The organism is Amycolatopsis methanolica 239 (assembly GCF_000739085.1).
GTDB classification, from domain to species: Bacteria; Actinomycetota; Actinomycetes; order Mycobacteriales; family Pseudonocardiaceae; genus Amycolatopsis_E; species Amycolatopsis_E methanolica.
On the sequence record NZ_CP009110.1, the window covers coordinates 7,215,672 to 7,237,391 of the forward strand.

General features: G+C 70.2%; 21 protein-coding genes. 11 read left to right on the forward strand and 10 right to left on the reverse strand.

What is annotated here, in order from left to right; genetic code table 11:
• Window positions 1-8: 8 nt before the first annotated feature.
• Window positions 9-1,442 (reverse strand): CCA tRNA nucleotidyltransferase, encoded by a 1,434-nt coding sequence (locus AMETH_RS35295; protein WP_017985925.1) that lies wholly within the window; start codon window positions 1,440-1,442, stop codon window positions 9-11.
• Between the two features lie 131 nt (window positions 1,443-1,573).
• On the opposite strand from AMETH_RS35295, the gene AMETH_RS35300 reads away from it, so the two are divergent.
• The 9 genes from AMETH_RS35300 to AMETH_RS35340 all read left to right on the forward strand — a co-directional run bounded on the left by AMETH_RS35300 (window position 1,574) and on the right by AMETH_RS35340 (window position 12,280).
• Window positions 1,574-2,098, forward strand: a complete 525-nt coding sequence (locus AMETH_RS35300; RefSeq protein WP_026153651.1) for an NUDIX hydrolase — start codon at window positions 1,574-1,576, stop codon at window positions 2,096-2,098.
• The gene (locus tag AMETH_RS35305) at window positions 2,095-4,224 is read left to right on the forward strand and encodes a DUF6049 family protein (protein ID WP_017985927.1); all 2,130 of its coding nucleotides are present in this window, start codon (window positions 2,095-2,097) and stop codon (window positions 4,222-4,224) included. The genes AMETH_RS35300 and AMETH_RS35305 overlap by 4 nt, the downstream gene beginning before the upstream one ends.
• Window positions 4,225-4,581: 357 nt before the next feature.
• Entirely contained in the window at window positions 4,582-6,417 is a 1,836-nt protein-coding gene (gene murJ / locus AMETH_RS35310; RefSeq protein WP_017985929.1) for a murein biosynthesis integral membrane protein MurJ, read from the forward strand.
• 80 nt (window positions 6,418-6,497) lie between these two features.
• Window positions 6,498-8,087, forward strand: a complete 1,590-nt coding sequence (locus AMETH_RS35315; protein WP_017985930.1) for a protein kinase family protein — start codon at window positions 6,498-6,500, stop codon at window positions 8,085-8,087.
• 10 nt (window positions 8,088-8,097) lie between these two features.
• Window positions 8,098-8,733, forward strand: a complete 636-nt coding sequence (sigM, locus tag AMETH_RS35320; RefSeq protein ID WP_026153652.1) for an RNA polymerase sigma factor SigM — start codon at window positions 8,098-8,100, stop codon at window positions 8,731-8,733.
• On the forward strand, window positions 8,730-9,494 hold the full coding sequence (locus AMETH_RS35325) for an anti-sigma factor family protein (protein WP_017985932.1): 765 nt from the start codon (window positions 8,730-8,732) through the stop codon (window positions 9,492-9,494). Before sigM ends, AMETH_RS35325 begins: the two co-directional genes overlap by 4 nt.
• 101 nt (window positions 9,495-9,595) lie before the next feature.
• Complete coding sequence (trxB, locus tag AMETH_RS35330) at window positions 9,596-10,588, forward strand: thioredoxin-disulfide reductase (RefSeq protein ID WP_017985933.1); 993 nt, start codon at window positions 9,596-9,598, stop codon at window positions 10,586-10,588.
• 31 nt (window positions 10,589-10,619) lie between these two features.
• On the forward strand, window positions 10,620-10,946 hold the full coding sequence (trxA, locus tag AMETH_RS35335) for a thioredoxin (protein WP_017985934.1): 327 nt from the start codon (window positions 10,620-10,622) through the stop codon (window positions 10,944-10,946).
• A gap of 200 nt (window positions 10,947-11,146) precedes the next feature.
• A complete protein-coding gene (locus AMETH_RS35340; protein WP_017985935.1) occupies window positions 11,147-12,280 on the forward strand; it encodes an N-acetylmuramoyl-L-alanine amidase in 1,134 nt (377 codons plus the stop codon).
• Window positions 12,281-12,361: 81 nt separating this feature from the next.
• On the opposite strand, the gene AMETH_RS35345 is transcribed toward AMETH_RS35340, so the two are convergent.
• Window positions 12,362-13,009 (reverse strand): GNAT family N-acetyltransferase, encoded by a 648-nt coding sequence (locus AMETH_RS35345; protein ID WP_026153653.1) that lies wholly within the window; start codon window positions 13,007-13,009, stop codon window positions 12,362-12,364.
• 180 nt (window positions 13,010-13,189) lie between these two features.
• Here AMETH_RS35345 and AMETH_RS35350 point away from each other — a divergent pair, with 180 nt between their 5' ends.
• Together AMETH_RS35350 and AMETH_RS35355 are read left to right on the forward strand one after the other, a co-directional pair.
• A complete protein-coding gene (locus AMETH_RS35350) occupies window positions 13,190-14,503 on the forward strand; it encodes an aminotransferase-like domain-containing protein (protein ID WP_026153654.1) in 1,314 nt (437 codons plus the stop codon).
• Window positions 14,504-14,553: 50 nt separating this feature from the next.
• Window positions 14,554-15,504, forward strand: a complete 951-nt coding sequence (locus tag AMETH_RS35355) for a D-alanine--D-alanine ligase family protein (protein WP_026153655.1) — start codon at window positions 14,554-14,556, stop codon at window positions 15,502-15,504.
• A 95-nt stretch (window positions 15,505-15,599) separates the two neighbouring features.
• Here AMETH_RS35355 and AMETH_RS35360 read toward each other — a convergent pair whose 3' ends face one another.
• The 8 genes from AMETH_RS35360 to rpmH form a co-directional block, all read right to left on the reverse strand.
• Window positions 15,600-16,601: a ParB/RepB/Spo0J family partition protein gene (locus AMETH_RS35360; RefSeq protein WP_017985939.1), complete on the reverse strand. Its 1,002-nt coding sequence runs from the start codon at window positions 16,599-16,601 to the stop codon at window positions 15,600-15,602.
• Window positions 16,598-17,500: a ParA family protein gene (locus AMETH_RS35365; protein WP_167345533.1), complete on the reverse strand. Its 903-nt coding sequence runs from the start codon at window positions 17,498-17,500 to the stop codon at window positions 16,598-16,600. The genes AMETH_RS35360 and AMETH_RS35365 overlap by 4 nt, the downstream gene beginning before the upstream one ends.
• Before the next feature lie 102 nt (window positions 17,501-17,602).
• Complete coding sequence (gene rsmG / locus AMETH_RS35370) at window positions 17,603-18,259, reverse strand: 16S rRNA (guanine(527)-N(7))-methyltransferase RsmG (RefSeq protein ID WP_017985941.1); 657 nt, start codon at window positions 18,257-18,259, stop codon at window positions 17,603-17,605.
• A gap of 387 nt (window positions 18,260-18,646) precedes the next feature.
• Entirely contained in the window at window positions 18,647-19,183 is a 537-nt protein-coding gene (locus AMETH_RS35375) for a Jag family protein (protein ID WP_017985942.1), read from the reverse strand.
• A gap of 29 nt (window positions 19,184-19,212) precedes the next feature.
• Window positions 19,213-20,310, reverse strand: a complete 1,098-nt coding sequence (gene yidC, locus AMETH_RS35380) for a membrane protein insertase YidC (RefSeq protein ID WP_017985943.1) — start codon at window positions 20,308-20,310, stop codon at window positions 19,213-19,215.
• Window positions 20,311-20,314: 4 nt separating this feature from the next.
• The gene (yidD, locus tag AMETH_RS35385) at window positions 20,315-20,623 is read right to left on the reverse strand and encodes a membrane protein insertion efficiency factor YidD (RefSeq protein ID WP_017985944.1); all 309 of its coding nucleotides are present in this window, start codon (window positions 20,621-20,623) and stop codon (window positions 20,315-20,317) included.
• Window positions 20,616-21,035 carry a ribonuclease P protein component gene (rnpA, locus tag AMETH_RS35390; protein ID WP_081617639.1) on the reverse strand — a complete coding sequence of 140 codons (420 nt, stop codon included), beginning with the start codon at window positions 21,033-21,035 and terminating at the stop codon, window positions 20,616-20,618. The genes yidD and rnpA overlap by 8 nt, the downstream gene beginning before the upstream one ends.
• Before the next feature lie 22 nt (window positions 21,036-21,057).
• On the reverse strand, window positions 21,058-21,201 hold the full coding sequence (gene rpmH / locus AMETH_RS35395) for a 50S ribosomal protein L34 (RefSeq protein WP_017985946.1): 144 nt from the start codon (window positions 21,199-21,201) through the stop codon (window positions 21,058-21,060).
• Between the last annotated feature and the right edge of the window lie 519 nt (window positions 21,202-21,720).

Here is a 21,720-nt window from a genome sequence, read left to right on the forward strand (position 1 = left end):
CCCAGAAGTTACAGGCCGTTCTCCTCGGCCCAGCGGCGCAACTCGGCGACGGCCTCGTCATGGTCGAGCGGCCCGCGGTCCAGGCGCAGCTCCTTCAGGTGCTTCCACGCCTTGCCGACCATCGGCCCCGGCGGCAGGCCGAGGATCTTCATGATCTCGTTGCCGTCCAGGTCGGGCCGCACCCTGGCGAGGTCCTCCTCGGCCTGGATGCGCGCGATCCGCTCCTCGAGCTCGTCGTAGGTGCGCTGCAGCGCGGCTGCCTTGCGCTTGTTGCGCGTCGTGCAGTCGGCGCGGACCAGCTTGTGCAGCCGGGGCAGCAGGTCACCTGCGTCGGTCACGTACCGGCGCACCGCCGAGTCGGTCCACTCGCCCTTGCCGTAGCCGTGGAACCGCAGGTGGAGGAACACCAGCTGGCCGACGTCCTCGATCACCTGCTTCGGGTACTTCAGCGCGCGCAAGCGCTTGCGAGCCATCTTGGCGCCGACCACCTCGTGGTGGTGGAAGCTCACGCCGCCGCCGTCCTCGAACCGGCGCGTGGCGGGCTTGCCGATGTCGTGCAACAGGGCCGCCAGCCGGAGCACGAGGTCGGGCTCGGCGTCCGGGTCGTCCCGGCGCTCCAGCGCGATCGCCTGGTCCAGCACGGTCAGCGAGTGCTGGTAGACGTCCTTGTGCTGGTGGTGCTCGTCGATGGCCAGCCGCATCCCGGGCACCTCGGGCAGGATGTGCTCGGCGAGCCCGGTGTCGACCATCAGCTCCAGCCCGCGCCGCGGATACCGGCCCAGCATCAGTTTTGACAGCTCGGTCTGCACCCGCTCGGCGGTGATGCGCTGGATCTCGCCCGCCATCTCGGTCATCGCGCTCACCACGCGGGGCGCGGGCTCGAAGCCGAGCTGGGCGGCGAACCGCGCGGCGCGCAGCATGCGCAGCGGGTCGTCGGCGAAGGACTCCTCCGGGGTGGCGGGGGTGTCGAGCACTTTCCGCCGGAGCGCGTCCATCCCGTCGTGCGGGTCGACGAACTGCTTGGTCGACAAGTCGATCGCCATCGCGTTGACGGTGAAGTCGCGGCGCTTGAGGTCGCCCTCGATCGAGTCGCCGAAGGTCACCTCGGGGTTGCGGCTCACCCGGTCGTAGACGTCCGCGCGGAACGTGGTGATCTCCAGCGTCGAGCCGCGCTTGGTGACGCCGACGGTGCCGAAGGCGATGCCCGCCTCCCACACCCCGTCGGCCCAGCCGCGGACGATCTTCAGGATCTGTTCCGGCCGCGCGTCGGTGGTGAAGTCGAGGTCGGCGGACAGCCTGCCGAGCAGCGCGTCCCGCACGCTGCCGCCCACCAGGTACAGCCGGTGCCCGGCGCTCGCGAACAGCCCGGCCAGCTCGTCGGCCAGCGGCGAGATCCGCATCAGCTCGGCCACCGCGTTCCGCTTCGCGGTCAGTTCGTTCACCGGGATCGAACCGCCTCGGGAGTCGACTCAACCATGACAGACACGAGGAACCAGCCTACCGATCGACGAGGAGTGAACAGTCAACTACGCAGTAGCGGCACGAAGGGGCCGCCACGCACTAGCATCGCAGCATGTCTGGATCGGCCGGTCGCTCCGGCGGGGGTAAGCCGCGACGCCGGTCACGCCGCCGCCGCGGCCGGAAGATGACGACCTCCGTGGAGACCTCCGCCGGCGGCCTCGTGGTCGATCCCGCCAGGGAGAACGCCGTGTTGATCGGCAGGCTGGACCGCCACGGGAAACTGCTTTGGTCCCTGCCGAAGGGCCACATCGAAGACGGCGAGACGATCGAGCAGACTGCGGTGCGCGAAGTGAAGGAGGAGACCGGGATCTCCGCGGAAGTGCTGCGGCCGCTCGGCACCATCGACTACTGGTTCGTGGCCGAGCGACGGCGGGTGCACAAGACGGTGCATCATTTCCTGCTGGAAGCCACCGGCGGCGAGCTGTCCGACGAGGACTCGGAGGTCACCGAGGTGGCCTGGGTGCCGATCGCCGACCTGGAGACCCGGCTCGCCTACACCGACGAGCGGTCCCTGGTGCGCAAGGCGCGGGAACTGTTCGACGACGACACGCGAGCGACAGAAGGAGCGTCGGAGTGAAGCGGTTCGCCGCCACCGGGCTGGTTGCGTTCCTCCTCGCGATGTTCACCCCGGTCACGGCGAGTGCCCAGACGGACGCGCCCAGCCGTCTGCGGCTGGACGTCGCGCAGCTCAACCCGCGCGTGATCACCACGAACTCGGTGACGCTCAACGTCACCGGCACCGTGACGAACGTGGGCGACCGGCGGATCAGCGACCTGCAGGTCCGGCTGGAGCTGGGCGAGCGGCTCACCACCGAGCGCCAGGTGCGCACCGCGATGAGCGGCGCGGCCGCGGCCGCCGCGTCGAGCACCGACTGGGTCGACGTCGAGCCGTCGACACTGGAGCCGGGGCAGACCGCCCAGCTCAGCGTCACGGTCCGGCTCGACGGGACGCGCGGCAACCTGCGGGTGAACAGCGCCGGCGTGTACCCGATGCTGGTCAACGTCAACGGCACGCCCGACTACGGCGGCGCGGCGCGGCTGGCGTCGATGAGCATGCTGCTGCCGGTGCTGTCCGCGCCGGGCAAGAGCGTGACCGGCCAGAACTCCGCGCCGGCCCAGTTCACGATGCTGTGGCCGATCGCCGACACCCGCCCGCGCATCGTGGCCGCGCCGCTCGGCGGCACCGCGGTGCTGTCGGACGACGTCCTGGCGACCGAGCTGCGGCCCGGTGGCCGCCTGTACGGGCTGGTCGAGTCGGCGAGCGCGGTCCGCGACGACCCGCAACTGACCCGCGCGCTCTGCTACGCCATCGACCCCGACCTGCTGGACACGGTGGACGCGATGTCCCGCGGCTACCAGGTCCGCACCTCGACCGGCACCACCGGCGGCACCGGGGCGGAGGCCGCGAAGGCGTGGCTGCAGTCGCTGCGGGAGCTGGTCACCGGGCAGTGCGTGGTCCAGCTGCCCTACGCCGACGCCGACCTGACCGCCCTGACCAAGGTCCGCAGCGGTGACCTGCTGCCGTTCGCGCTGGACACCGGCGCGCGAGTGCAGGAACTGCTCGGCGTCACCCCGCAGAACGGGGTGCTGTGGGCGGGCGACGCGCTGGACCAGAGCACGCTGGGCGCGCTGAGCGGGGCCGGGGTGCGCACCCTGATCACCGATCCGGTCGACTCGTCGACAAGCAGCCAGAACGCCGGCGCGGTCACGCTGGACGGCACCGCGCTGCGGGCCCAGCAGGTCGACTCGCTGGTGCTGTCCGGGCTGGCCGGCGCGTCCGGCAGCATCGAGGCGGCCGCGGCGACGCCGGTGGACGACCCGGACATCGCGACGCAGAACGGACTGGCCGCGCTCGCCTTCCGCGGCGGCCTGGCGGGTGGCGCCTCGCGGCCGGTGCTGGTCGCCCCGCCCCGCCGCTGGACCGCGACGCAGGACGAGCTGACCGGTTTCCTGCGCAACGTCGGCGACTTCGTCGACCGCAACATGCTGACCCCGCAGTCGCTGCCCGCGCTGCTGGCCACCGCGAGCACGGGCAACGCCAAGATGAGCTACACGGCCGAGGACCTGGCCACCTCGACCCCGACGTCGGTCACCGACGAGATGACCTCCATCGAGACCACGATGACCGACCTGCAGGGCGCGATGCAGATCGACCCGGCCGCGCAGGTGGAGCCGGCCGAGCTGCTCGAACCGCTGCGGTTCGCGCTGGTCCGCAGCACGTCGGCGGCCTGGCGCGCGCGGCAGGGCGCCGCGGAGGCCTCGGCCGCCGACGCCCGTGCCGAACTGGACAGCCTGCTCGGCCGGGTCACGGTGGACACCCCGCCGGTGCCGATCTCGATGGCGTCCGGGTCGGCGCCGCTGCCGGTGTCGTTCAACAACGGGCTGCCGGTGCAGATCGCGGTGCGGATCCAGCTGAGCAACACGCCCGGCCTGCGCGTCGAGCAGGTGCCGGACCGCCTGGTGCCTGCCGGCCTCGGCGGCAGCGAGCGGATCCCGGCCGAGGCCCTGCGCGCCGGTGTGTTCAACCTGACCGTCTCGCTGACCACCCCCGGCGGCACACCGCTGGGCAACGCGGCGCGGTTCGAGCTGCGGTCCAACGAGTACGGCGTCGTGACACTGGTCCTCACGATCGCGGGCGCGGCGGCCCTGGTCCTGCTCTCCGCGCGGCAGATCTACCGTCGCGTCCGGGCCCGCAAGGCCTGACCGACTACTCTGGGGTGCCAGAACCGGACCGGCGAGGATTGGGCGCGCGCGTTGGACAGAGACCCGGGGTGGCCACCCGAGCGTCCCGCCGACCGCGGAACACGGCGTCCGCCGCCGCCTGATCGCGCTCGGCAGGAGCAGACCCGCCGGATCCCGCCGGCGGCGAACGGCAGGCCACGGCCCCCGCAGCCGACGCGTCAGCAGGGACAACTGCCGCCGGACCGGCTGCCTCAGCCACCGCGCCGCCAGCCGCCGCCGGACCGCAGGCAACCGCCGCCAGCCGGCAGGCAGGCCCCGCCCGACCGCCGCCAGCCGGTGCGGCCGTGGCGGCAGGAGCGGCAGCGCCACCAGGACAGCATGCCGTTCGGCGCGCCGCCGCTGCCGCCGAACGACCCCGACGCGACCATGCTGATCCCGCGGATCAGCGGGGTGCAGGGCGGCAACCGCTGGCCGGTGGCCGACCCGGACGTGCTGCGGCCCTACGACGCACTCGCGACGCGGATGATGCCGCGCATCTCGGCGTCGCCGTCGACCTCGTTCGGCGAGGGCCCGGGGCTGGACGCCACCGGCTTCCACGCGCCGGTCGAGGCGCCGGAGAAGCCGGCCGCGCCGTCGCTGGCGAAGTCCAGCAGCCGGATCGCGATCGCGTCCCTGATCAGCCGGATCACCGGGTTCCTCTGGAAGATCATGCTGGTCTGGGCCGTGGGCACCGGCGTGGTGAACGACTCGTTCAACATCGCCAACACGCTGCCCAACATCGTCTTCGAGCTGCTGCTCGGCGGCGTGCTGAGCAGTGTCGTGGTGCCGCTGCTGGTGCGGTCGCAGGACGACAAGGACGGCGGCCTGGCCTACACCCAGCGCATGCTGACCGTCGCGTTCGTGCTGCTGGTGATCGGCACGGTGGTCGCCGTGGCCGCCGCACCATGGCTGACCTCGTTGTACCTGGACGGCGAACCGGGCAAGACCAGCTCGGACCTGACCACGGCGTTCGCCAGGCTGCTGCTGCCGGAGATCCTGTTCTACGGCCTGTTCGCGCTGCTCTCGGCCGTCCTCAACGCGAAGCAGATCTTCGGGCCGCCTGCTTGGGCGCCGGTGGTGAACAACCTGGTCGTGATCTTCACGCTGGCCGTGTTCATGCTCACCCCCGGCGAGATCACGTTCAACCCGGTCGAGATGAGCCAGCCGAAGCTGCTGCTGCTGGGCATCGGCGTGACCATGGGCATCGTCGTGCAGGCGATCATGCTGGTGCCACCCCTGCTGCGCAGCGGGTTCAGGTTCAAGTGGCGCTGGGGCATCGACAAGCGCATGAAGGAGTTCGGCGGCCTCGCGCTGTGGATCCTCGGCTATGTCGCGGTCAGCCAGATCGGCTTCACCGTCAACACCCGTGTGCTGACCAGCGGTGACCCGGGTGGTGTGACGATCTACTCGAACGCCTGGCTGCTGTTCCAGCTGCCGTACGGCGTCATCGGCGTCTCGCTGCTGACCGCGATCATGCCACGGCTGTCGCGCAACGCCGCCGACGGCGACACCCGCAAGGTGGTCGCCGACCTGTCCTACGCCTCCCGCATCTCGACGGTGATGCTCGTGCCGATCGCCGCGGTGATGTCGGTGATCGGCACCTCGGTGGGTGTCGCGCTGTTCAGCGGCGGGGAGAACTCGACCGCGGAGGCGTCGCGGCTGGGCGAGGCGCTGGCCATCTCGGCGTTCGGCCTGCTGCCGTACGCGCTGGTGATGCTGCAGCTGCGGGTGTTCTACGCGATGAAGGACGCGCGCACGCCAACGCTGATCATGGTCGTGATGACCCTGGTCAAGATCCCGCTGCTGTACCTGTGCCCGGTGCTGCTGTCGGACCAGAACATCGTGCTGGGCGCGATGATGGTCAACTCGCTGACGTTCGTGGTCGGGGCGATCATGGGCCAGGTCTGGCTGTGGGTGAGCTTGGGCAACCTGCGCAGCAAGCGCGTGCTGGGCGTCATCCTGTTCACCGTCGTGGCGAGCGGCCTGGGTGTGCTGGCCGCGGTCGCGGCCGGCTGGGTGGTCCCGGACTTCGGCGAGCGGCTGACCGCGTGGATCAAGCTGATCCTGCAGGGCATCGTGGGTCTCGGTGTGTCGTTCGGCGTACTGGCGCTGCTCAGGGTGGACGAGCTGTCGCCGGCCACGAAAAGAATCACCCGATTGATCAAGCGCGGGTAACGAACCACTCACGGATAACCCTGTCTCACCCCGTGTGTTCACGTACCCTCGACCACAGGGCGCGGGAAAGAGAGCGTGGGGTGAACGAGAAGCGGAGCGAGCAGTCCGGTCCGATCCGGACGGGCGTCCGCGCGAGGGGAGGCTCCCTCGCGCCGGGCAGCGTGGTCGGAGACGGCCGGTACCGGTTGCTCGCCCAGTTCGGCATCGACGAGCGGGCGGGCGCCCACCTGTGGCGTGCGCGGGACGGCCAGCTGCGGCGGGACGTCGCGCTGACGCTGCTCGTCGGCGACCCCGCGGACGCCGAAGCCGCGCGTCAGGCCCGCAAGACCCTCGAACGCGCCACGCACGCGGCCAAGTTCAACCACGAAGCGGTCGCCAGAGTGCTCGACGTACTCACCCTCGGCAACGGCATCACCTCGGGTGAGGGCCTGCTGGGCGTCGTGGTCACCGAGTGGACCAAGGGCACCGACCTGATCGACCTGGTCGCCGACCGGCCGGTCCAGCCGCTCGCCGCGGCCCGGATGGTCCAGCGGCTCGCCGAGGCTGTCGAGCGGGCCCACCACTCCGGTCTCGTGCTCGGTCTGGACCACCCGCAGCGCCTGCGGCTGACCACCGAGGGCTCGCTCCGCCTGGCGTTCCCCGGCCCGCTGCCGGACGCGACGCTGCGCGACGACGTGAAGGCCATCGGCGGGATCCTGTACCTGCTGCTCACCGGCCGCTGGCCGCTGCCGGGCGGGCCGGCCGCGATCCCGGCGGCGCCGCACGCCCCGAACGGACGGCTCGTCCCGCCGCGCTCGCTGCAGCCCTCGGTGCCGCAGGAGCTGTCGTCGCTGGCGGTGCGCACGGTCGAGGACGGCGGCCCGGGTGGCATCCGCACCAGCGCGGCGATCGTGCGCGCGCTGGAGATGGCGGCCGAGGCCGAGGAGCGGACGCAGCTGATCAAGGCCCAGATGGAGGCCGACGGCGACGGCACGATCTGGACGACGAAGAAGCCGGTGAAGGACCGCGCGCGGCGCCGCAAGCTGGCGCTCGGCGTCACCGTGCTGGTCGTCGCCGCGGTCGCGATCCTGGCCTGGCTCGGCATGCTGGCGATCAGCTTCTTCCAGGACGACCCCAGCTCGGGCGGCCCGCCGATCAACGTGGCCAACCCGACCCCGACGGCGTCCGCGTCGGCCCCGGTCAACCCGTCGCCGAACCAGCCGCCGTCGACCGGCGGGCAGGCGCAGATCGGCGCCGCGGTCGGCCCGGCGAGCGTCACGGTCTACAACCCGGACGGCAACGGCGACAACACCAGCCGGGCCCGCAACACGGTCGACGGCGACCCCACCACGATCTGGCGGACCGACCAGTACCGGCAGCAGTTCCCGGCCATCAAGGAGGGCGTCGGGCTGCTGGCGAGCTTCGACAAGCCGATCAACCTGGCGAAGATCACGGTGGCCGCGGACAGCCCGGGCACCTCGATCGAGGTCCGGCTGGCCGACTCGCGCAACCCGGAGCTGGCCGACACCCGCGTGATCGGCACGGCCACGTTGAACGGGCAGACCACCGACATCACCCTTCCGCAGCCCCAGCAGGCGCAGTACGTGATCATCTGGATCACTCAGCTGAGTGACACGGACAAGGGCTACCAGTCACAGATAGGCGAATTGACCTTCCTCCCCGCCCAGTAGGGTGCTGCGGGTGACCGCAGCTGCACCAACGGACGCCGACCTCATCGCGGCGCACGCGTCGGGGGACCCGCACGCGTTCAGCGAACTGGTCCGGCGGCATCGGGACCGCATGTGGGCGGTGGCCCTGCGCACCCTGCGCGACCCCGAGGAAGCCGCCGACGCTCTGCAGGACGCCTTCATCTCCGCCTTCCGCGCCGCCGCGAACTTCCGCGCGGAATCCCAGGTCACGACCTGGTTGCACCGGATCGTGGTCAACGCCTGCCTGGACCGGGTCCGGCGCAGGCAGGCCCGCCCGACGGTGCCGCTGCCGGAGGCCGGCGTCAACGAGCCGGCCACGCCGCGGGACTCGATGGCCGACCGGGAGACCCGGCTGGTCATCAAGGAGGCCCTGGCGCAGCTGCCGGAGGATCAGCGGATGCCGATCGTGCTGGTCGACGTCGAGGGGTACTCGGTCAGCGAGACCGCCAAGATGCTCGGCATCGCGGAGGGCACGGTGAAGAGCCGGTGCGCCCGCGGCCGCGCCAAACTCGCCAAAGTTCTCGGTCACCTCCGGAACCCGGATGCATTAGCGAACGTCCCAACTCCCGAAAGCAAACGGGAGCGCGGCGGCCGGTCTGGGGCACAGCGCGAGAGGGAGGGACGATGACGGACGAGAGTCGGGGGATCGAGGCCGCCGGCCCGCCCTGGTCTGTCGACCTGCTCGCGGACCTGCACGCCGGCGTCCTGGACGACGACGAAGCCGCCCGCCTGTGGCCACTGGTGCAGGCCGATCCCGAAGCGCGCGCGATCATCGACGCCCTGGAGGTGACCGCTGCCGACCTGGCGGACCTGAGCGCGGACGTCCCGCCGATGCCGGCCGAGTTCGCAGCCCGCCTGGACGCCGCGATCGCCGAGGAGTCCCGCCGCGCGTTCCCCCAGCAGCAGCCCGGCGTGGCGCCGGTGGTGAGCCTGGACGCGGCCCGCCATCGCCGCAAAAAGCGCATCGGCTGGATCAGCGGGGTGGTGGCCGTGGCCGCCGCCGCGGTGGCCGCCGTGGCGATCGCCATCCCGGGCGGCACGTCGCCTTCCTCGGGCGGGAACGTCGCCGCGCCGCCGCCCGGCCAGAGCGCCCCGCAGCCGCCGCTGAACCTGCGCAGCGACCAGGCCGCGAGCGCGGTCGGCCAGATGCAGGGCACGTTCGACTACGGCCCGCTGGGCGGTGCGGACGCGCTGCAGACGTGCCTGACCGCCGCCGGCTTCGCCGACACCGCCAAGCCGATCGGGGTCCGCCAGGGCTCCATCGACGGGCAGCCGGCCGTGCTGACCCTGCTGACCACCGGTCAGCTGGCGAAGTTCCGGCTGGTCGCCTTCGCCCCGACCTGCGGCGCGGGCAACGCCGGAGTGCTCTTGGACAAGGTGATCGGGTAAGCGCGTTCCGCGACACGGGCGACGCGTGTCACCTTGGGAACACGGGACCCTACGATCGTGTTGAGCCTGGTACGCAGGTCACGACGAGCGGAGGTCTACGGGTGGCAGCGGAAAACGTTCGGAACCTCATCATCGTGGGGTCGGGTCCGGCCGGGTACACGGCCGCGGTGTACGCCGCACGTGCCCAGCTCGAACCGCTGGTGTTCGAGGGTTCCCAGTTCGGCGGCGCGCTGATGACCACCACCGAGGTCGAGAACTACCCCGGCTTCCGGGACGGCATCCAGGGTCCCGACCTGATGGAGGAGATGCGCAAGCAGGCCGAGCGCTTCGGCGCCGAACTGCGCGCCGAGGACGTGGAGAAGCTCGAGCTGGAGGGCGACGTCAAGTACGTCACCGCCCACGGCACGCGCTACGCGGCCAAGGCCGTCATCCTCGCCATGGGTTCGGCCGCTCGCTACCTCAACGTGCCCGGTGAGCAGGAGCTGCTCGGCCGCGGTGTCTCGGCGTGCGCGACCTGTGACGGCTTCTTCTTTCGCGACCAGGACATCGCCGTACTCGGCGGTGGCGACTCCGCCATGGAGGAGGCCACCTTCCTGACCAAGTTCGCCCGGTCGGTGACGATCGTGCACCGGCGCGAGGAGTTCCGCGCCTCCAAGATCATGCTCGAGCGCGCCCGCGCGAACGAGAAGATCAAGTGGGCGCTGAACAAGCAGGTCGTCGAGGTGCAGGGGGACACCACCGTGTCCGGCCTGAAGCTCAAGGACACCGTCACCGGCGAGGAGTCGGTGCTCGACGTCACCGGCTTCTTCGTCGCGATCGGCCACGACCCGCGCAGCGATCTGGTCAAGGGCCAGGTCGAGCTGGACGCCGAGGGTTACGTCCTGACCAAGGGCCGCACCTCCTACACCAACCTGCCCGGCGTCTTCGCCGCCGGTGACCTGGTCGACCACACCTACCGGCAGGCCATCACCGCCGCGGGCTCGGGCTGCTCCGCGGCCATCGACGCCGAGCGCTGGCTGGCCGAGCACGCCGGCAACCCCGAAGCCGAGATCGCGCCCGAACTGGTGGGCGGCGGCTACGGCTCCGCGAACTGAACTCCAAGCTCGTACCAAGTAGGGAGATGAAATGTCCGACACCGTCAAGGTGACCGATAAGTCCTTCGCCGACGACGTTCTGACCAGCGACAAGCCGGTCCTGGTCGACTTCTGGGCGACCTGGTGCGGGCCGTGCAAGATGGTCGCCCCGGTGCTCGAGGAGATCGCCGCCGAGCACAAGGACAAGCTGACCGTCGCGAAGCTGGACATCGACGAGAACCCGGGCACCGCCCGCGACTACCAGGTCATGTCGATCCCGACGCTGATCCTGTTCCAGGGCGGCAAGCCGGTGAAGCAGATCGTCGGCGCCAAGCCGAAGGCCGCGCTGCTGTCGGACCTTTCCGACGTTCTCGCCTGACGAAGGCAACCAGGACCCGGGGGTAAACGTCTTCTACGGACGGCCCCCGGGTTTTTCATGCCACCCGCCCGGATGACGCACCGACCGGCCCTGCGCGGTCACGGAGAGTCCTCAGGGCAGAATGGGTACCCGAGGATAGCCCGAGACTGTTTGTGCCGCATCGGTTATTGATCGATGCCCAAGGAAAGAGCGAGGAGTGCATGCGGGTGCTCCGCCGCGGCGACGTCGGGGACGACGTCGCTGAGATCAGGTCGATGCTGGCCTCGATCGGTCTGCTCCGGCCGGATGCCGGCAACCTGTTCGACCACGAGGTCGAACGGGCCGTCCGCGGGTTCCAGCAGCGCCGAGGGCTGCTCATCGACGGTGTCGTCGGCCCGGCCACCTACCACGTGCTGCGCGGCGCGACCTTCCACCTTGGCAGCAGGCCGCTGGCCTACCTGATCTCCTCGCCGGTGCACGGCGACGACGTGTTCGCGCTGCAGGACCGGCTGACCGAGCTGGGCTACGACGCGGGCCGTCCGGACGGCATGTTCGGCCCGAAGACCGAGCACGCCCTGCGCAACTTCCAGCGCGACTACGGCCTGGTGATCGACGGCATCTGCGGCCCGGCGACCGTCCGCGCGCTGCGTCAGCTCTCCCCGCGCGCCCGTGGTGGCCGCCCGGTGCTGCTGCGTGAGCAGGAGCAGGTCCGCCAGTCCGGGCCGCGGCTGCGTGGCAAGCGGATCGTCATCGACCCCGGTCACGGCGGCGCCGACCCGGGGGTGGAGATCGGCGGCCTGCGTGAGGCCGACATCGTGTGGGACCTGGCGCGCCGTCTGGAAGGCCGGATGAAGGCCACCGGCATGGAGGCGCTGATCTCGCGTGGCCCGGACAGCGGGCCTGCGGAGGCCGAGCGCGCCGCGTTCGCCAACAACGCGGGCGCCGACCTGTTCCTGTCGCTGCACTGCGACCGCAATTCCTCGCCGCACGCGCAGGGGGTCGCCTCGTTCCACTGGGGCAACGGCCTCGGCACCACGTCGACGGTGGGTGAGCTGCTGGCCGGCTACCTGCAGCGCGAGGTGGCCGCCCGCACCGGTCTGCTGGACTGCCGGACGCACGCCAAGACCTGGGATATCCTGCGGCTGACGCGGTGCCCGGCGGTGCGGATGGAGATCGGCTACCTGAGCAACCCCGGCGACCGCGCGAAGCTGTCCGACCCGGCGTTCCGCGACATCGTCGCCGAGGGCATCCTGATCGCCGTCAAGCGCCTGTACCTGCTCGGCGAGGGCGACCAGCCGACCGGCACGTTCACGTTCGCCGACGTGCTCGCCCACGAGCTGGCGAAGGCCGAATAACAACCACTCGTTCACAGCAGTTGTCCACAGAAACCTGTGGACAACTGCTGCCTTGTGGACCGTTTCTGTGGATAACTCCGTCTATGCGCGGGCCGTGCTGGCCTCGGCCGTGGTGATGCTCACCTGGCCCAGGAGCCGCTCCAGCGCCGCTTCGACGTCTTCCTTCCAGGACAGCGCCGACCGGATCTCCAGGCGCAGCCTGGGCCACTTGGGGTGCGGTCGCACGGTCTTGAACCCGACCGCGGTGAGGAAGTCGGCCGGAACCACGCAGGTGTGCCCCAGCAGCTCGTTGTCGGCGTCGTCCGGGCTCGCGTCGCCGAACGCCTCGATCGCACGCACACCACGACGCGTCATGTCCTTGGCGACCGCCTGGATGAGGGTGCGGCCCAGCCCGCCGCCGCGGAACTCGGGCAGCACCTGGAAGCTCGTCAGCAGCACCGCGTCCGCGCTGGGCGGGGACGTGGGGAAGGCGACCGAGCGCGGCACCAGGTTCGGCGGGGCGTAGAGCACGAACCCGACGGGCAGCGAGTCGCTGTAGATGATGCGGCCGCAGGAGCCCCACTCCAGCAGCACCGAGGAGACCCAGGCCTCCTTCTCGACCTCGGTCTGGCCGAACTCCTCCGCCTGCGCGCGCAGGTGCGGCGCGAGCTCCCAGTACACGCACCGGCGGCAGTTCTTGGGCAGGTGTTCCAGGTTGTCGAGGGTGACGCCCACGACTCGACGCGACACCTGATCCCCTCCCCGGATTCGCGGCGGCCGGCCCGACGTGGAGCAGGGCGTGGCGTACCGCCACAGCCTGCTCGGCCGAATTCGAGGATAGGCGTCTGTGACCCACGCCGGAAGGCCGGGAATATCACAAGGACGAGTGGTTACACTCGGGAAACTGACCATTCGACAGAGCGAAGTGCGATGACTGCGAATCCACCCGAGCACACTGGCCGCCGAGACCTCGATCCCCACCTCGCCCGTTACGCCGCCCGCACGGCAGGCATGACGGCGTCGGAGATCCGAGCTCTCTTCGCGGTGGCCAGCCGCCCGGAGGTGGTTTCGCTCGCCGGCGGCATGCCGAACCTCGCCGCGCTCCCGCTGGACAGCCTGTCCTCGCAGGTGGGGGAGATCATCGCGGAAGACGGCCTAGTCGCGCTGCAGTACGGCTCCGCGCAGGGCGTGCCGGTGCTGCGCGAGCAGATCTGCGAGGTCATGGCGATGGAGGGCATCAACGCGCACTCCGACGACGTCGTCGTGACCGTCGGCTCCCAGATGGGCCTGGACATGGTCACCCGGCTGTTCTGCGACCCGGGTGACGTGGTGCTGGCGGAGGGGCCGTCCTATGTCGGCGCGCTGGGCTCGTTCGCCGCGTACCAGGCGAAGGTTGTGCACGTCGTGATGGACGACCAGGGGCTAGTGCCAGAGGCGCTGCGGGAGGCCCTCGCGGCCGCGGAGCGCGCCGGTCAGCGCGTCAAGTTCCTCTACACGATCCCGAACTTCCACAACCCGGCCGGTGTGACGCTCGCGGTCGAGCGGCGCGCCGAGATCCTCGCGATCTGCCGGGCGCACGGCGTGCTGGTCGTCGAGGACAACCCGTACGGGTTGCTCGGCTTCGACGGCCAGACCTACCCGGCGCTGCGGTCGCTCGACCCGGACAACGTGGTGTACCTGGGCTCGTTCTCCAAGACGTTCGCCTCCGGCCTGCGGGTCGGCTGGGTCCTGGCGCCGCACGCGGTTCGGGAGAAGCTGGTGCTGGCCGCCGAGTCGGCCACGCTGTGCCCGCCGAGCCTCAACCAGATGATCGTGTCGCGGTACCTGGCCACACACGACTGGAAGGGCCAGATCAAGACCTTCCGCGAGAACTACCGGGAGCGGCGGGACGCGATGCTCTCCGCCCTGGAGCAGCACCTGCCGTCCGGCTGCAGCTGGACGAACCCGGACGGCGGTTTCTACGTGTGGGTGACGGTGCCGGAGGGTGTCGACACCAAGGCGATGCTGCCGCGCGCCGTCACCGCCCGGGTCGCCTACGCGTCCGGCACCGGGTTCTACGCCGACGGTTTCGGCAGCAGGCAGATGCGGCTGTCGTACTGCTACCCGACGCCCGAGCGGATCAAGGAGGGCGTGCGGCGCCTCGCCGCGGTGCTCGAGTCCGAAATGGACCTGGTGCGCACGTTCGGTAACGTCAGCATGCGCGCGATCCCCGGTCCGGAGACTCCGTCGCCGGACACGGCCTGATCGCCGCGCGCTGAGTCCTATTTAGACTGTTGATTGAGGAGAGTGCCGGCGTGGTTATGCCGACCGTCGCCGTTCTCGCGGGCGGGCTTTCGCATGAGCGCGATGTCTCGCTGCGGTCCGGCCGCAGGCTGTCCGCCGCGCTGCGGGAGCAGGGCCTGACCGTCGAGGAGTGGGACACCGACGCGGGCCTGCTCGACCGGTTGCGGTCCGAGCGGCCCGACGCGGCCGTCGTGGCACTGCACGGTGGCCAGGGCGAGAACGGGTCGGTGCAGACCGTCCTGGAGATGCTGAAAGTGCCGTACGTGGGCACGAGCTCGCGCGGGTGCCGGCGGGCGTGGGACAAGCCGACCGCGAAGGCCGTGCTGTCCGCCGCCGGGTACGCGACGCCGGACTGGGTCGTGCTGCCGCACAGCACGTTCCGGGAGCTGGGCGCGCAGGGCGTGCTAGATGCGATCGTCGACCACCTCGGCCTGCCGCTGATCCTGAAGCCCGACCAGGGCGGGTCCGCGCTGGGCGCCCAGGTCGTGCGGGACGCCGCCGAGCTGCCGGCCGCCATGGTCGGCTGCTTCGCGTACGGCGACACCGTGCTGGCGGAGCGGCTGGTCGAGGGCGTCGAGGTCGCGGTGGCGGTCGTCGAGCGGGACGGGGAGCCCGAGGCGCTGCCCGCTGTGGAGATCGTGCCGGAGAGCGGCGTGTACGACTACACCTCGCGCTACACCGCCGGGCTTACCGACTTCTTTGCGCCGGCCCGCCTGCCGGAGGAGTCCGCGAAGGCGGTCGGCGAGTTGGCTGTCGCCGCGCACAAGCTGCTCGGTCTGCGGGACATCTCGCGCACCGACGCGATCGTGAGTGCCGACGGCACCGTCCAGTTCCTCGAAGTGAACTCGTCGCCAGGCCTCACCGAGACATCGACCGTGCCGATGGCGATCGAGACCGCGGGCACCTCGCTCGGCGCCGTGTTCGCCGATCTCGTCGCGCGGGCGATCCGCCGGTCCGCCTGACACGTCCCCGGAACCACTGAGGGCCACCTTCCCGAGCGGGAGGTGGCCCTCAGTGTTGTCAGATCAAATCATCACCGTGACGAAACGACCTGGTGTCATTCCTCATCGGTTTTCAGCACCTGATTTGTCCGATTCGGGTCCATGATCGAGACGATCCGCTCCAGATCGTCGATCGAGCCGAACTCGACGACGATGCGGCCCTTCCGGCGGCCGAGGTCGACCTTGACGCGGGTGTCGAAGGTGTCGGACAGCCGGTTCGCCAGATCCTGGAGGCCGGGCGCCTGCATCGCCTTGCGGGGAGCGGCCTTCGGCTTGGCCGGCGCCTCGCTTTTCTTGAGCGTCACCGCCTCCTCGGTCGCGCGGACCGAGAGCCCCTCGGCGACGATGCGCGTCGCGAGCTCCTCCTGCTGCTCCGGATCTTCGAGCGAGAGCAGCGCTCGGGCGTGTCCCGCGGAGAGGACCCCGGCCGCGACGCGGCGCTGCACGGCGAGGGGGAGTTTGAGCAGCCGGATGGTGTTGGTGATGACCGGACGGCTGCGGCCGATGCGGGAGGCCAGCTCCTCGTGCGTCACCTCGAACTCGTCGAGCAGCTGCTGGTAGGCGGCCGCCTCTTCGAGCGGGTTCAGCTGGACGCGGTGGATGTTCTCCAGGAGGGCATCCCGCAGCATCGCTTCGTCGGCGGTCTGCCGGACGATGGCCGGGATGTTCTCCAGCTCCGCCCGCTGGGACGCACGCAGACGGCGCTCACCCATGACGAGCTCGTACTCGCCGCCGCCGAGTTCGCGGACGACGATCGGCTGCATGAGGCCGAACTCGCGGATCGAGTGCTCCAGCTCGGCGAGGGCGTCCTCGTCGAAGACCTGCCGGGGCTGCTTCGGGTTGGGCTTGACCGAGCTCGTCGGGATCTCGCGGTAGACGGCGCCGGCCACCTCACCGCTGGGGGTGACCTCGCTGTTGGCCGCGAACCAGTCCTTGTCGCCGTTGCGGGACGGCGCCTCCGGGCGGGCCGGAGCGCTGGGGGAGTTCTCGCCTGCGGGCGGTCCGGTCGGGATCAGCGCGGCCAGGCCGCGCCCCAGGCCACCCCTGCGTTCGGTCATAACGTGCCCCTCCTCGATCCGTTGCTGCTGCCACGCTCCGCCAGTTCGCGAGCCGCATCGACGTAGCTCATCGCGCCCCGCGAACCCGGGTCGTACGCCAGTACGGTCTGGCCGTAGCTGGGCGCCTCGGACACCTTCACGTTGCGGGGGATGACGGTCTTGAGGACGACGTCGCCGAAGTGGTCGCGCACCTCGGCGGTCACCTGGTCGGCCAGCTTGGTGCGGCCGTCGTACATGGTGAGGAGGATCGTCGAGACGGAGAGGCCGGGGTTGAGGTGCTTCTGCACCAGCTCGATGTTGCTGAGGAGCTGCCCGAGACCTTCGAGCGCGTAGTACTCGCACTGGATCGGGATCAGCACCTCGCGCGCGGCGACCATCGCATTGACCGTCAGGAGGCCGAGCGAGGGCGGGCAGTCGATGAAGACGTAGTCGACACCGAGCTGGTCGACCACCTCGCCGGTGAGCGCCTCCTTCAGCCGCGATTCGCGGGAGGGTACCTCGACGAGCTCGATCTCCGCACCCGCGAGGTCGATCGTCGCGGGGACGCAGAACAGGTTGGGGGACTGCTCGCTGACGGCCATCGCCTCGCCCAGGGGGAGGTCGCCGAGGAGGACGTCGTAGATGGAGGGGGTGCCGGAGCGGTGGTCCACGTTCAGCGCGGTGCTGGCGTTGCCCTGCGGGTCGAGGTCGATGACGAGGGTCTTGAGCCCGTGCACGGCGAGGGCCGCGGCGAGGTTGACGGCGCTGGTCGTCTTGCCGACGCCGCCCTTCTGGTTGGCGACGGTCAGCACACGGCGCTGATCGGGCCGGGGGAGGGAGTTGGGTTCCGGGTGCAGCACGCGGGCGGCGCGCTCGGCCTCTTCGGCAATGGGGGTCCAGTCTGACGCAGGCGGGGTCACCGGCCGAGCCACCTTTCCGCAATCGACGCTGTTGGTTTCACGTGGAACATGGGTCGCATCATGCTGATCTGGCCTCCACAAGCGATCCAGTACGCCATCCTGTCATCCCGCACGGCGCGGGCGGCGGGCACTTCGTACGCGCTCCACCCGCACCACGGTCGTCGGCGTTTCGAGCACGCCGACCCCGCACTCAGAGACCGTTGGAGCACTCCCACCGACGCGGGCAACCGCCTTCGCGTCCCGGGCAACTTCGTCCCGGGCACTAGCTCCCTTGACTGCGAGCATCATGCCACCCTCGCGGACCAGTGGAAGGCACCAGCCCGCCAAACGCGCCAGGGGAGCGACGGCCCGCGACGTGACGACGTCTGCGGTCCCGACGCGCTCCCGGAGCGCCTTCTCCTCCGCCCGGCCGCGGACGACGGTGACGTCCAGTTTGATGGTGTCGGCGACTTCGTTCAACCAGTCCAAGCGCCGAGCCATCGGCTCGACGAGAACGACATCGAGATCCGGCCGCGCGATGGCGAGCGGCACTCCCGGAAAGCCGGCGCCAGACCCGACGTCGATCACCCGCAAGCCGTCCGCGATCCGCTCACCGACAACGGCGGAGTTCAGCAAGTGCCGATCCCAAAGCCGCTCCACCTCGCGCGGCCCGATCAACCCCCGCTCGACGCCGAACCGCTCGAGCATCTCAGCGAAGGCGACGGCCTGATCGAGCCCATCGCCGAACACTCGCCCAGCCACCTCGGGCACCGGCACCACTAGCACTCCTCGGGTTTCACGTGAAACGACCAACGCCCCGATTCTCCACGACGCGAACATCCTCGCGGGGAGGCGGACCGCAACTGTGGACGGTTTCACGTGAAACGGGTAGAGGAACGGCGGTTAGCCGGTTCCACGTGAAACCGAGCGCCACCCCTGCCCCAGCGAACCCTCGCTGCGCGACGGCCGGCCGCAGCGGAACCCCGGGCGGTTGCCGTGTCCTCCACGACCCCACCCCGCAGCGGCGCCGCCGCGGGGTGGCTGCGGAAGCGGAGGCGCATCTCGGCCACTCATCGTGCCCTCTGCAAAACACCCGAGCCGCCGCTCAAACCGTGGGCATAGAAAAGGCGGCCCGCCGAAGTGGGCCGCCTTCCGAAATCAGAACGCCTACGCGTCCGGCATTACAACCACGCGCCGCTTGGGCTCTTCGCCCTCGCTCTCGCTCTTGACGCCGCCCACGGCCGCCACCGCGTCGTGCACGACCTTCCGTTCGAACGGGCTCATCGGCTGCAGCCGAACCTTCTCACCCGTCGCCTTGACCGTCTCGGCCGTCGTGCGGCCCAGCTCCGTCAGCTCGGCGCGGCGGCCGGCCCGCCAGCCGGCGATGTCGAGCATCAGCCGGCTCCGGGTGCCGGTCTCCTGCTGCACCGCGAGCCGCGTCAGTTCCTGCAGCGCCTCGAGCACCTGGCCGCGTCCACCGACGAGCTTCTCCAGGTCGTCACCGCCGTCGATGCTCACGATCGCGCGGCCACTCTCGACGTCGAGGTCGATGTCCCCGTCGTAGTCGAGCAGGTCCAGCAACCGCTCCAGGTAGTCGCCCGCGATGTCACCCTCGCGGACCAGCAGGTCCTCCGTCGACGACCCCGTCGCCTCCGCAGCGGGCGCCTCGTCATCAGCGTCGATCGCTTCGACCGTCTCCGCCATCGTCATCTCCTTTCACCGGGCTCCAGCGCTCAGCGGCGCTTCTGCCCCGAGCCCTTCTGTCCTGAGTTCTTGCCGCCCTGCGAAGGCTTCTTGCGCTTCTGCGCCGAGCCGTTCTGCGGGCGTTGCCCCTGCTGCGGGAAGCGGTGCGGGGAGCCTGCCTTCGACCCCGGCTTCTGCCCGCTCGCCTTACCGTCGGCAGCCGGCTTGTCGGCCACGCCGTCACCGTCGTCCGTCTTCTTCTGCTGCACCGGCTTCTGGCCCGGCTTCGGCTTCGCACCCGGCCGCGGCGCCAGCGAGTTGCGCTTCTCGGCCGCCTCGGCCTTCTTCTGCGCCTCTTCCTTGTCGATGCGCGTGTAGACCAGGCGCTGCTGCATCAGGGTCCAGCCGTTGTTCGCCAGCCAGTAGACGAGCAGACCGATCGGGAAGAACGCACCGAACACGAGCACACCGAGCGGGAAGATGTACATCGTCAGCCGCTGCATCATCTGCGTCTGCGGCGTGACCGCCTCGGGGTTCAGGTTCTGCCGCTGCGCCGAGTGCCGCGCCGTGAGGTGGGTCAGGATCGACGCGAGGATCATCAGCGGGATCGCGACCGGCGCGACGTGCCAGTGCCAGCCACCACCCTGACCACCCAGCATCGAGGCGTTGTGGATGGCGTCACCGATGTTGACCCCGAACAGCTTCGCGTGCACGTACGACTCGACGCCGGCCTGGTCGAAGAAGTAGTTCTCCGTCTTGGGGCTGCCGTCCGCGGGCTGGATCGAGAACGCGCGCAGCACCCAGTTCAGACCGATGAACACCGGGATCTGCAGCAGCATCGGCAGGCAGCTGCCAAGCGGGTTGACGCCGTGCTCCTTCTGGAGCTTCTGCATCTCCGCGGCCTGGCGCTGGCGGTCGTTCGCGTACTTCTTCTGAATCTTCTTCAGTTCCGGCGCGAACTCCTGCATCTTCTTCATCGACCGGACCTGGTTCACGAACGGCTTGAACATGATGCCGCGAACCGTGAAGGTCAGGAAGATGATCGCCAGGAGCCAGGTGATCGCGTTGTCGGCCCCGAAGACGAACCCGAAGACCTTGTGCCAACACCACAGGATGAAGGACACGGGGTAGTAGATGAAGTCGAGCACTGAGCTACTCCTCGGTTGACAAACCAGGTCTCTGGTGGCGCCACGAGAACACCTCAGGCACCGGGTCGCGGCCGGGCATCGTCCACGGGCCGCAGCGCAGCAGCCGGCGGAGGGCGAGGTAGCTGCCCTTCGCGGCGCCGAAACGGGTCAGAGCCTCGACCGCGTACGTGCTGCAGCTGGGGTAGAAGCGGCAGCTCGGCGGAAGGTAGGGCGAAATGAAACGGCGGTAGAACCGCAGCGGGAGCAAAAGCACCTGGGCGATCGGCCCAGGGCGCTCGACCTTCTGCGGTGCATCGGTGCTGGCGTCATTCACCGGCGTGGCCCCTCATGTCCGCGGCCGTGTCCGGCCGGGGTGTCGCCGGACCGTCGGACGGGCGGCCCGGGAGCAGGCTCAGCCGTTTCAGCGCCGCGTCCAGATCGGCACCGAGTTCGGCACTGGACGCGGTGGCTGCCGGCGGCAGGGCCCTCACGACCAACGAACTGCCGGGCGGCACGGTTCCAAGGCGCTGCATGACGAGATGCCGCAGGCGCCGGGTCACGCGGTGGCGGACCACTGAGTTGCCCACGGCCTTGCTCACCACAAAACCCGCCCGCGGCGTTCCCGCGGACGGGTCAGTGGACTGAACCGCGTGCACCACGAGGCGGCGCCGACCTGCCCGAGCACCCCTGCGCATGACCTCGCGGAAGTCCTCACTGCGCCGCAACCGGGCGGCACGGGGCAGCACGTCGCGCCTCGGAACGGCGCTATCAGGCGGACAGCTTCTCGCGGCCCTTGCGACGGCGGGCCGACAGGATCGCGCGACCGGCGCGGGTGCGCATCCGCAGCCGGAAGCCGTGGGTCCGGGCGCGTCGACGGTTGTTCGGCTGGAAGGTGCGCTTACCCTTGCTCACTGCTAACTCCTGGTCTCGACATACTCGGCGGCAAGCTGGAGCCACCGATCAGCTCGGGGGTGTCTCGAATCGCGCGCATGCGAACAAACCCGTCGCGCGCGGGAGACCTATCGAGAGTACGCACCCCGCTCACCGGCCCGGCAACCGGCCCCCACAACCACAGTGGGGGACCGAGTGGCGACGCCGCGTGAAGCATGCCATCCTGACCTCCACAGTGCCTTGTGGCACGGCACGGGCCTTTGTTAGCGTGTCTCCTCTTGGGTCACCCGTTCGAGGTGCTCGGCGCCGCCGTAAGAAGGTGTGGAGGCTCTGGCTGGCGTAGGTTCGCACCCGCAGGTGGAGTGACTGCGGGCCGCCGTACATTAGTGCACAGTTGTGGACAACTCTGTGGATACTTGCTGCGCGCGGTGACCAGGGGGCTGCGAGGTGCCGCTCGTGTGAGTGAGCCAGGCGCCCGGCTCGGGTGTTCTTCGAGGTCGGTGGGGTCGTCCGGGGTGACGAGGGGAGGGGACGAAGTCG

What these genes read in the sequence shown, in the direction of transcription:
- AMETH_RS35360 (WP_017985939.1), bottom strand. Translation starts at nt 16,601, where the DNA reads ATGACCGAACGCAGGGGTGGCCTGGGGCGCGGCCTGGCCGCGCTGATC.
- AMETH_RS35350 (WP_026153654.1), top strand. Translation starts at nt 13,190, where the DNA reads ATGACTGCGAATCCACCCGAGCACACTGGCCGCCGAGACCTCGATCCC.
- AMETH_RS35300 (WP_026153651.1), top strand. Translation starts at nt 1,574, where the DNA reads ATGTCTGGATCGGCCGGTCGCTCCGGCGGGGGTAAGCCGCGACGCCGG.
- trxA (WP_017985934.1), top strand. Translation starts at nt 10,620, where the DNA reads ATGTCCGACACCGTCAAGGTGACCGATAAGTCCTTCGCCGACGACGTT.
- AMETH_RS35375 (WP_017985942.1), bottom strand. Translation starts at nt 19,183, where the DNA reads ATGGCGGAGACGGTCGAAGCGATCGACGCTGATGACGAGGCGCCCGCT.
- AMETH_RS35340 (WP_017985935.1), top strand. Translation starts at nt 11,147, where the DNA reads ATGCGGGTGCTCCGCCGCGGCGACGTCGGGGACGACGTCGCTGAGATC.
- AMETH_RS35325 (WP_017985932.1), top strand. Translation starts at nt 8,730, where the DNA reads ATGACGGACGAGAGTCGGGGGATCGAGGCCGCCGGCCCGCCCTGGTCT.
- murJ (WP_017985929.1), top strand. Translation starts at nt 4,582, where the DNA reads ATGCCGTTCGGCGCGCCGCCGCTGCCGCCGAACGACCCCGACGCGACC.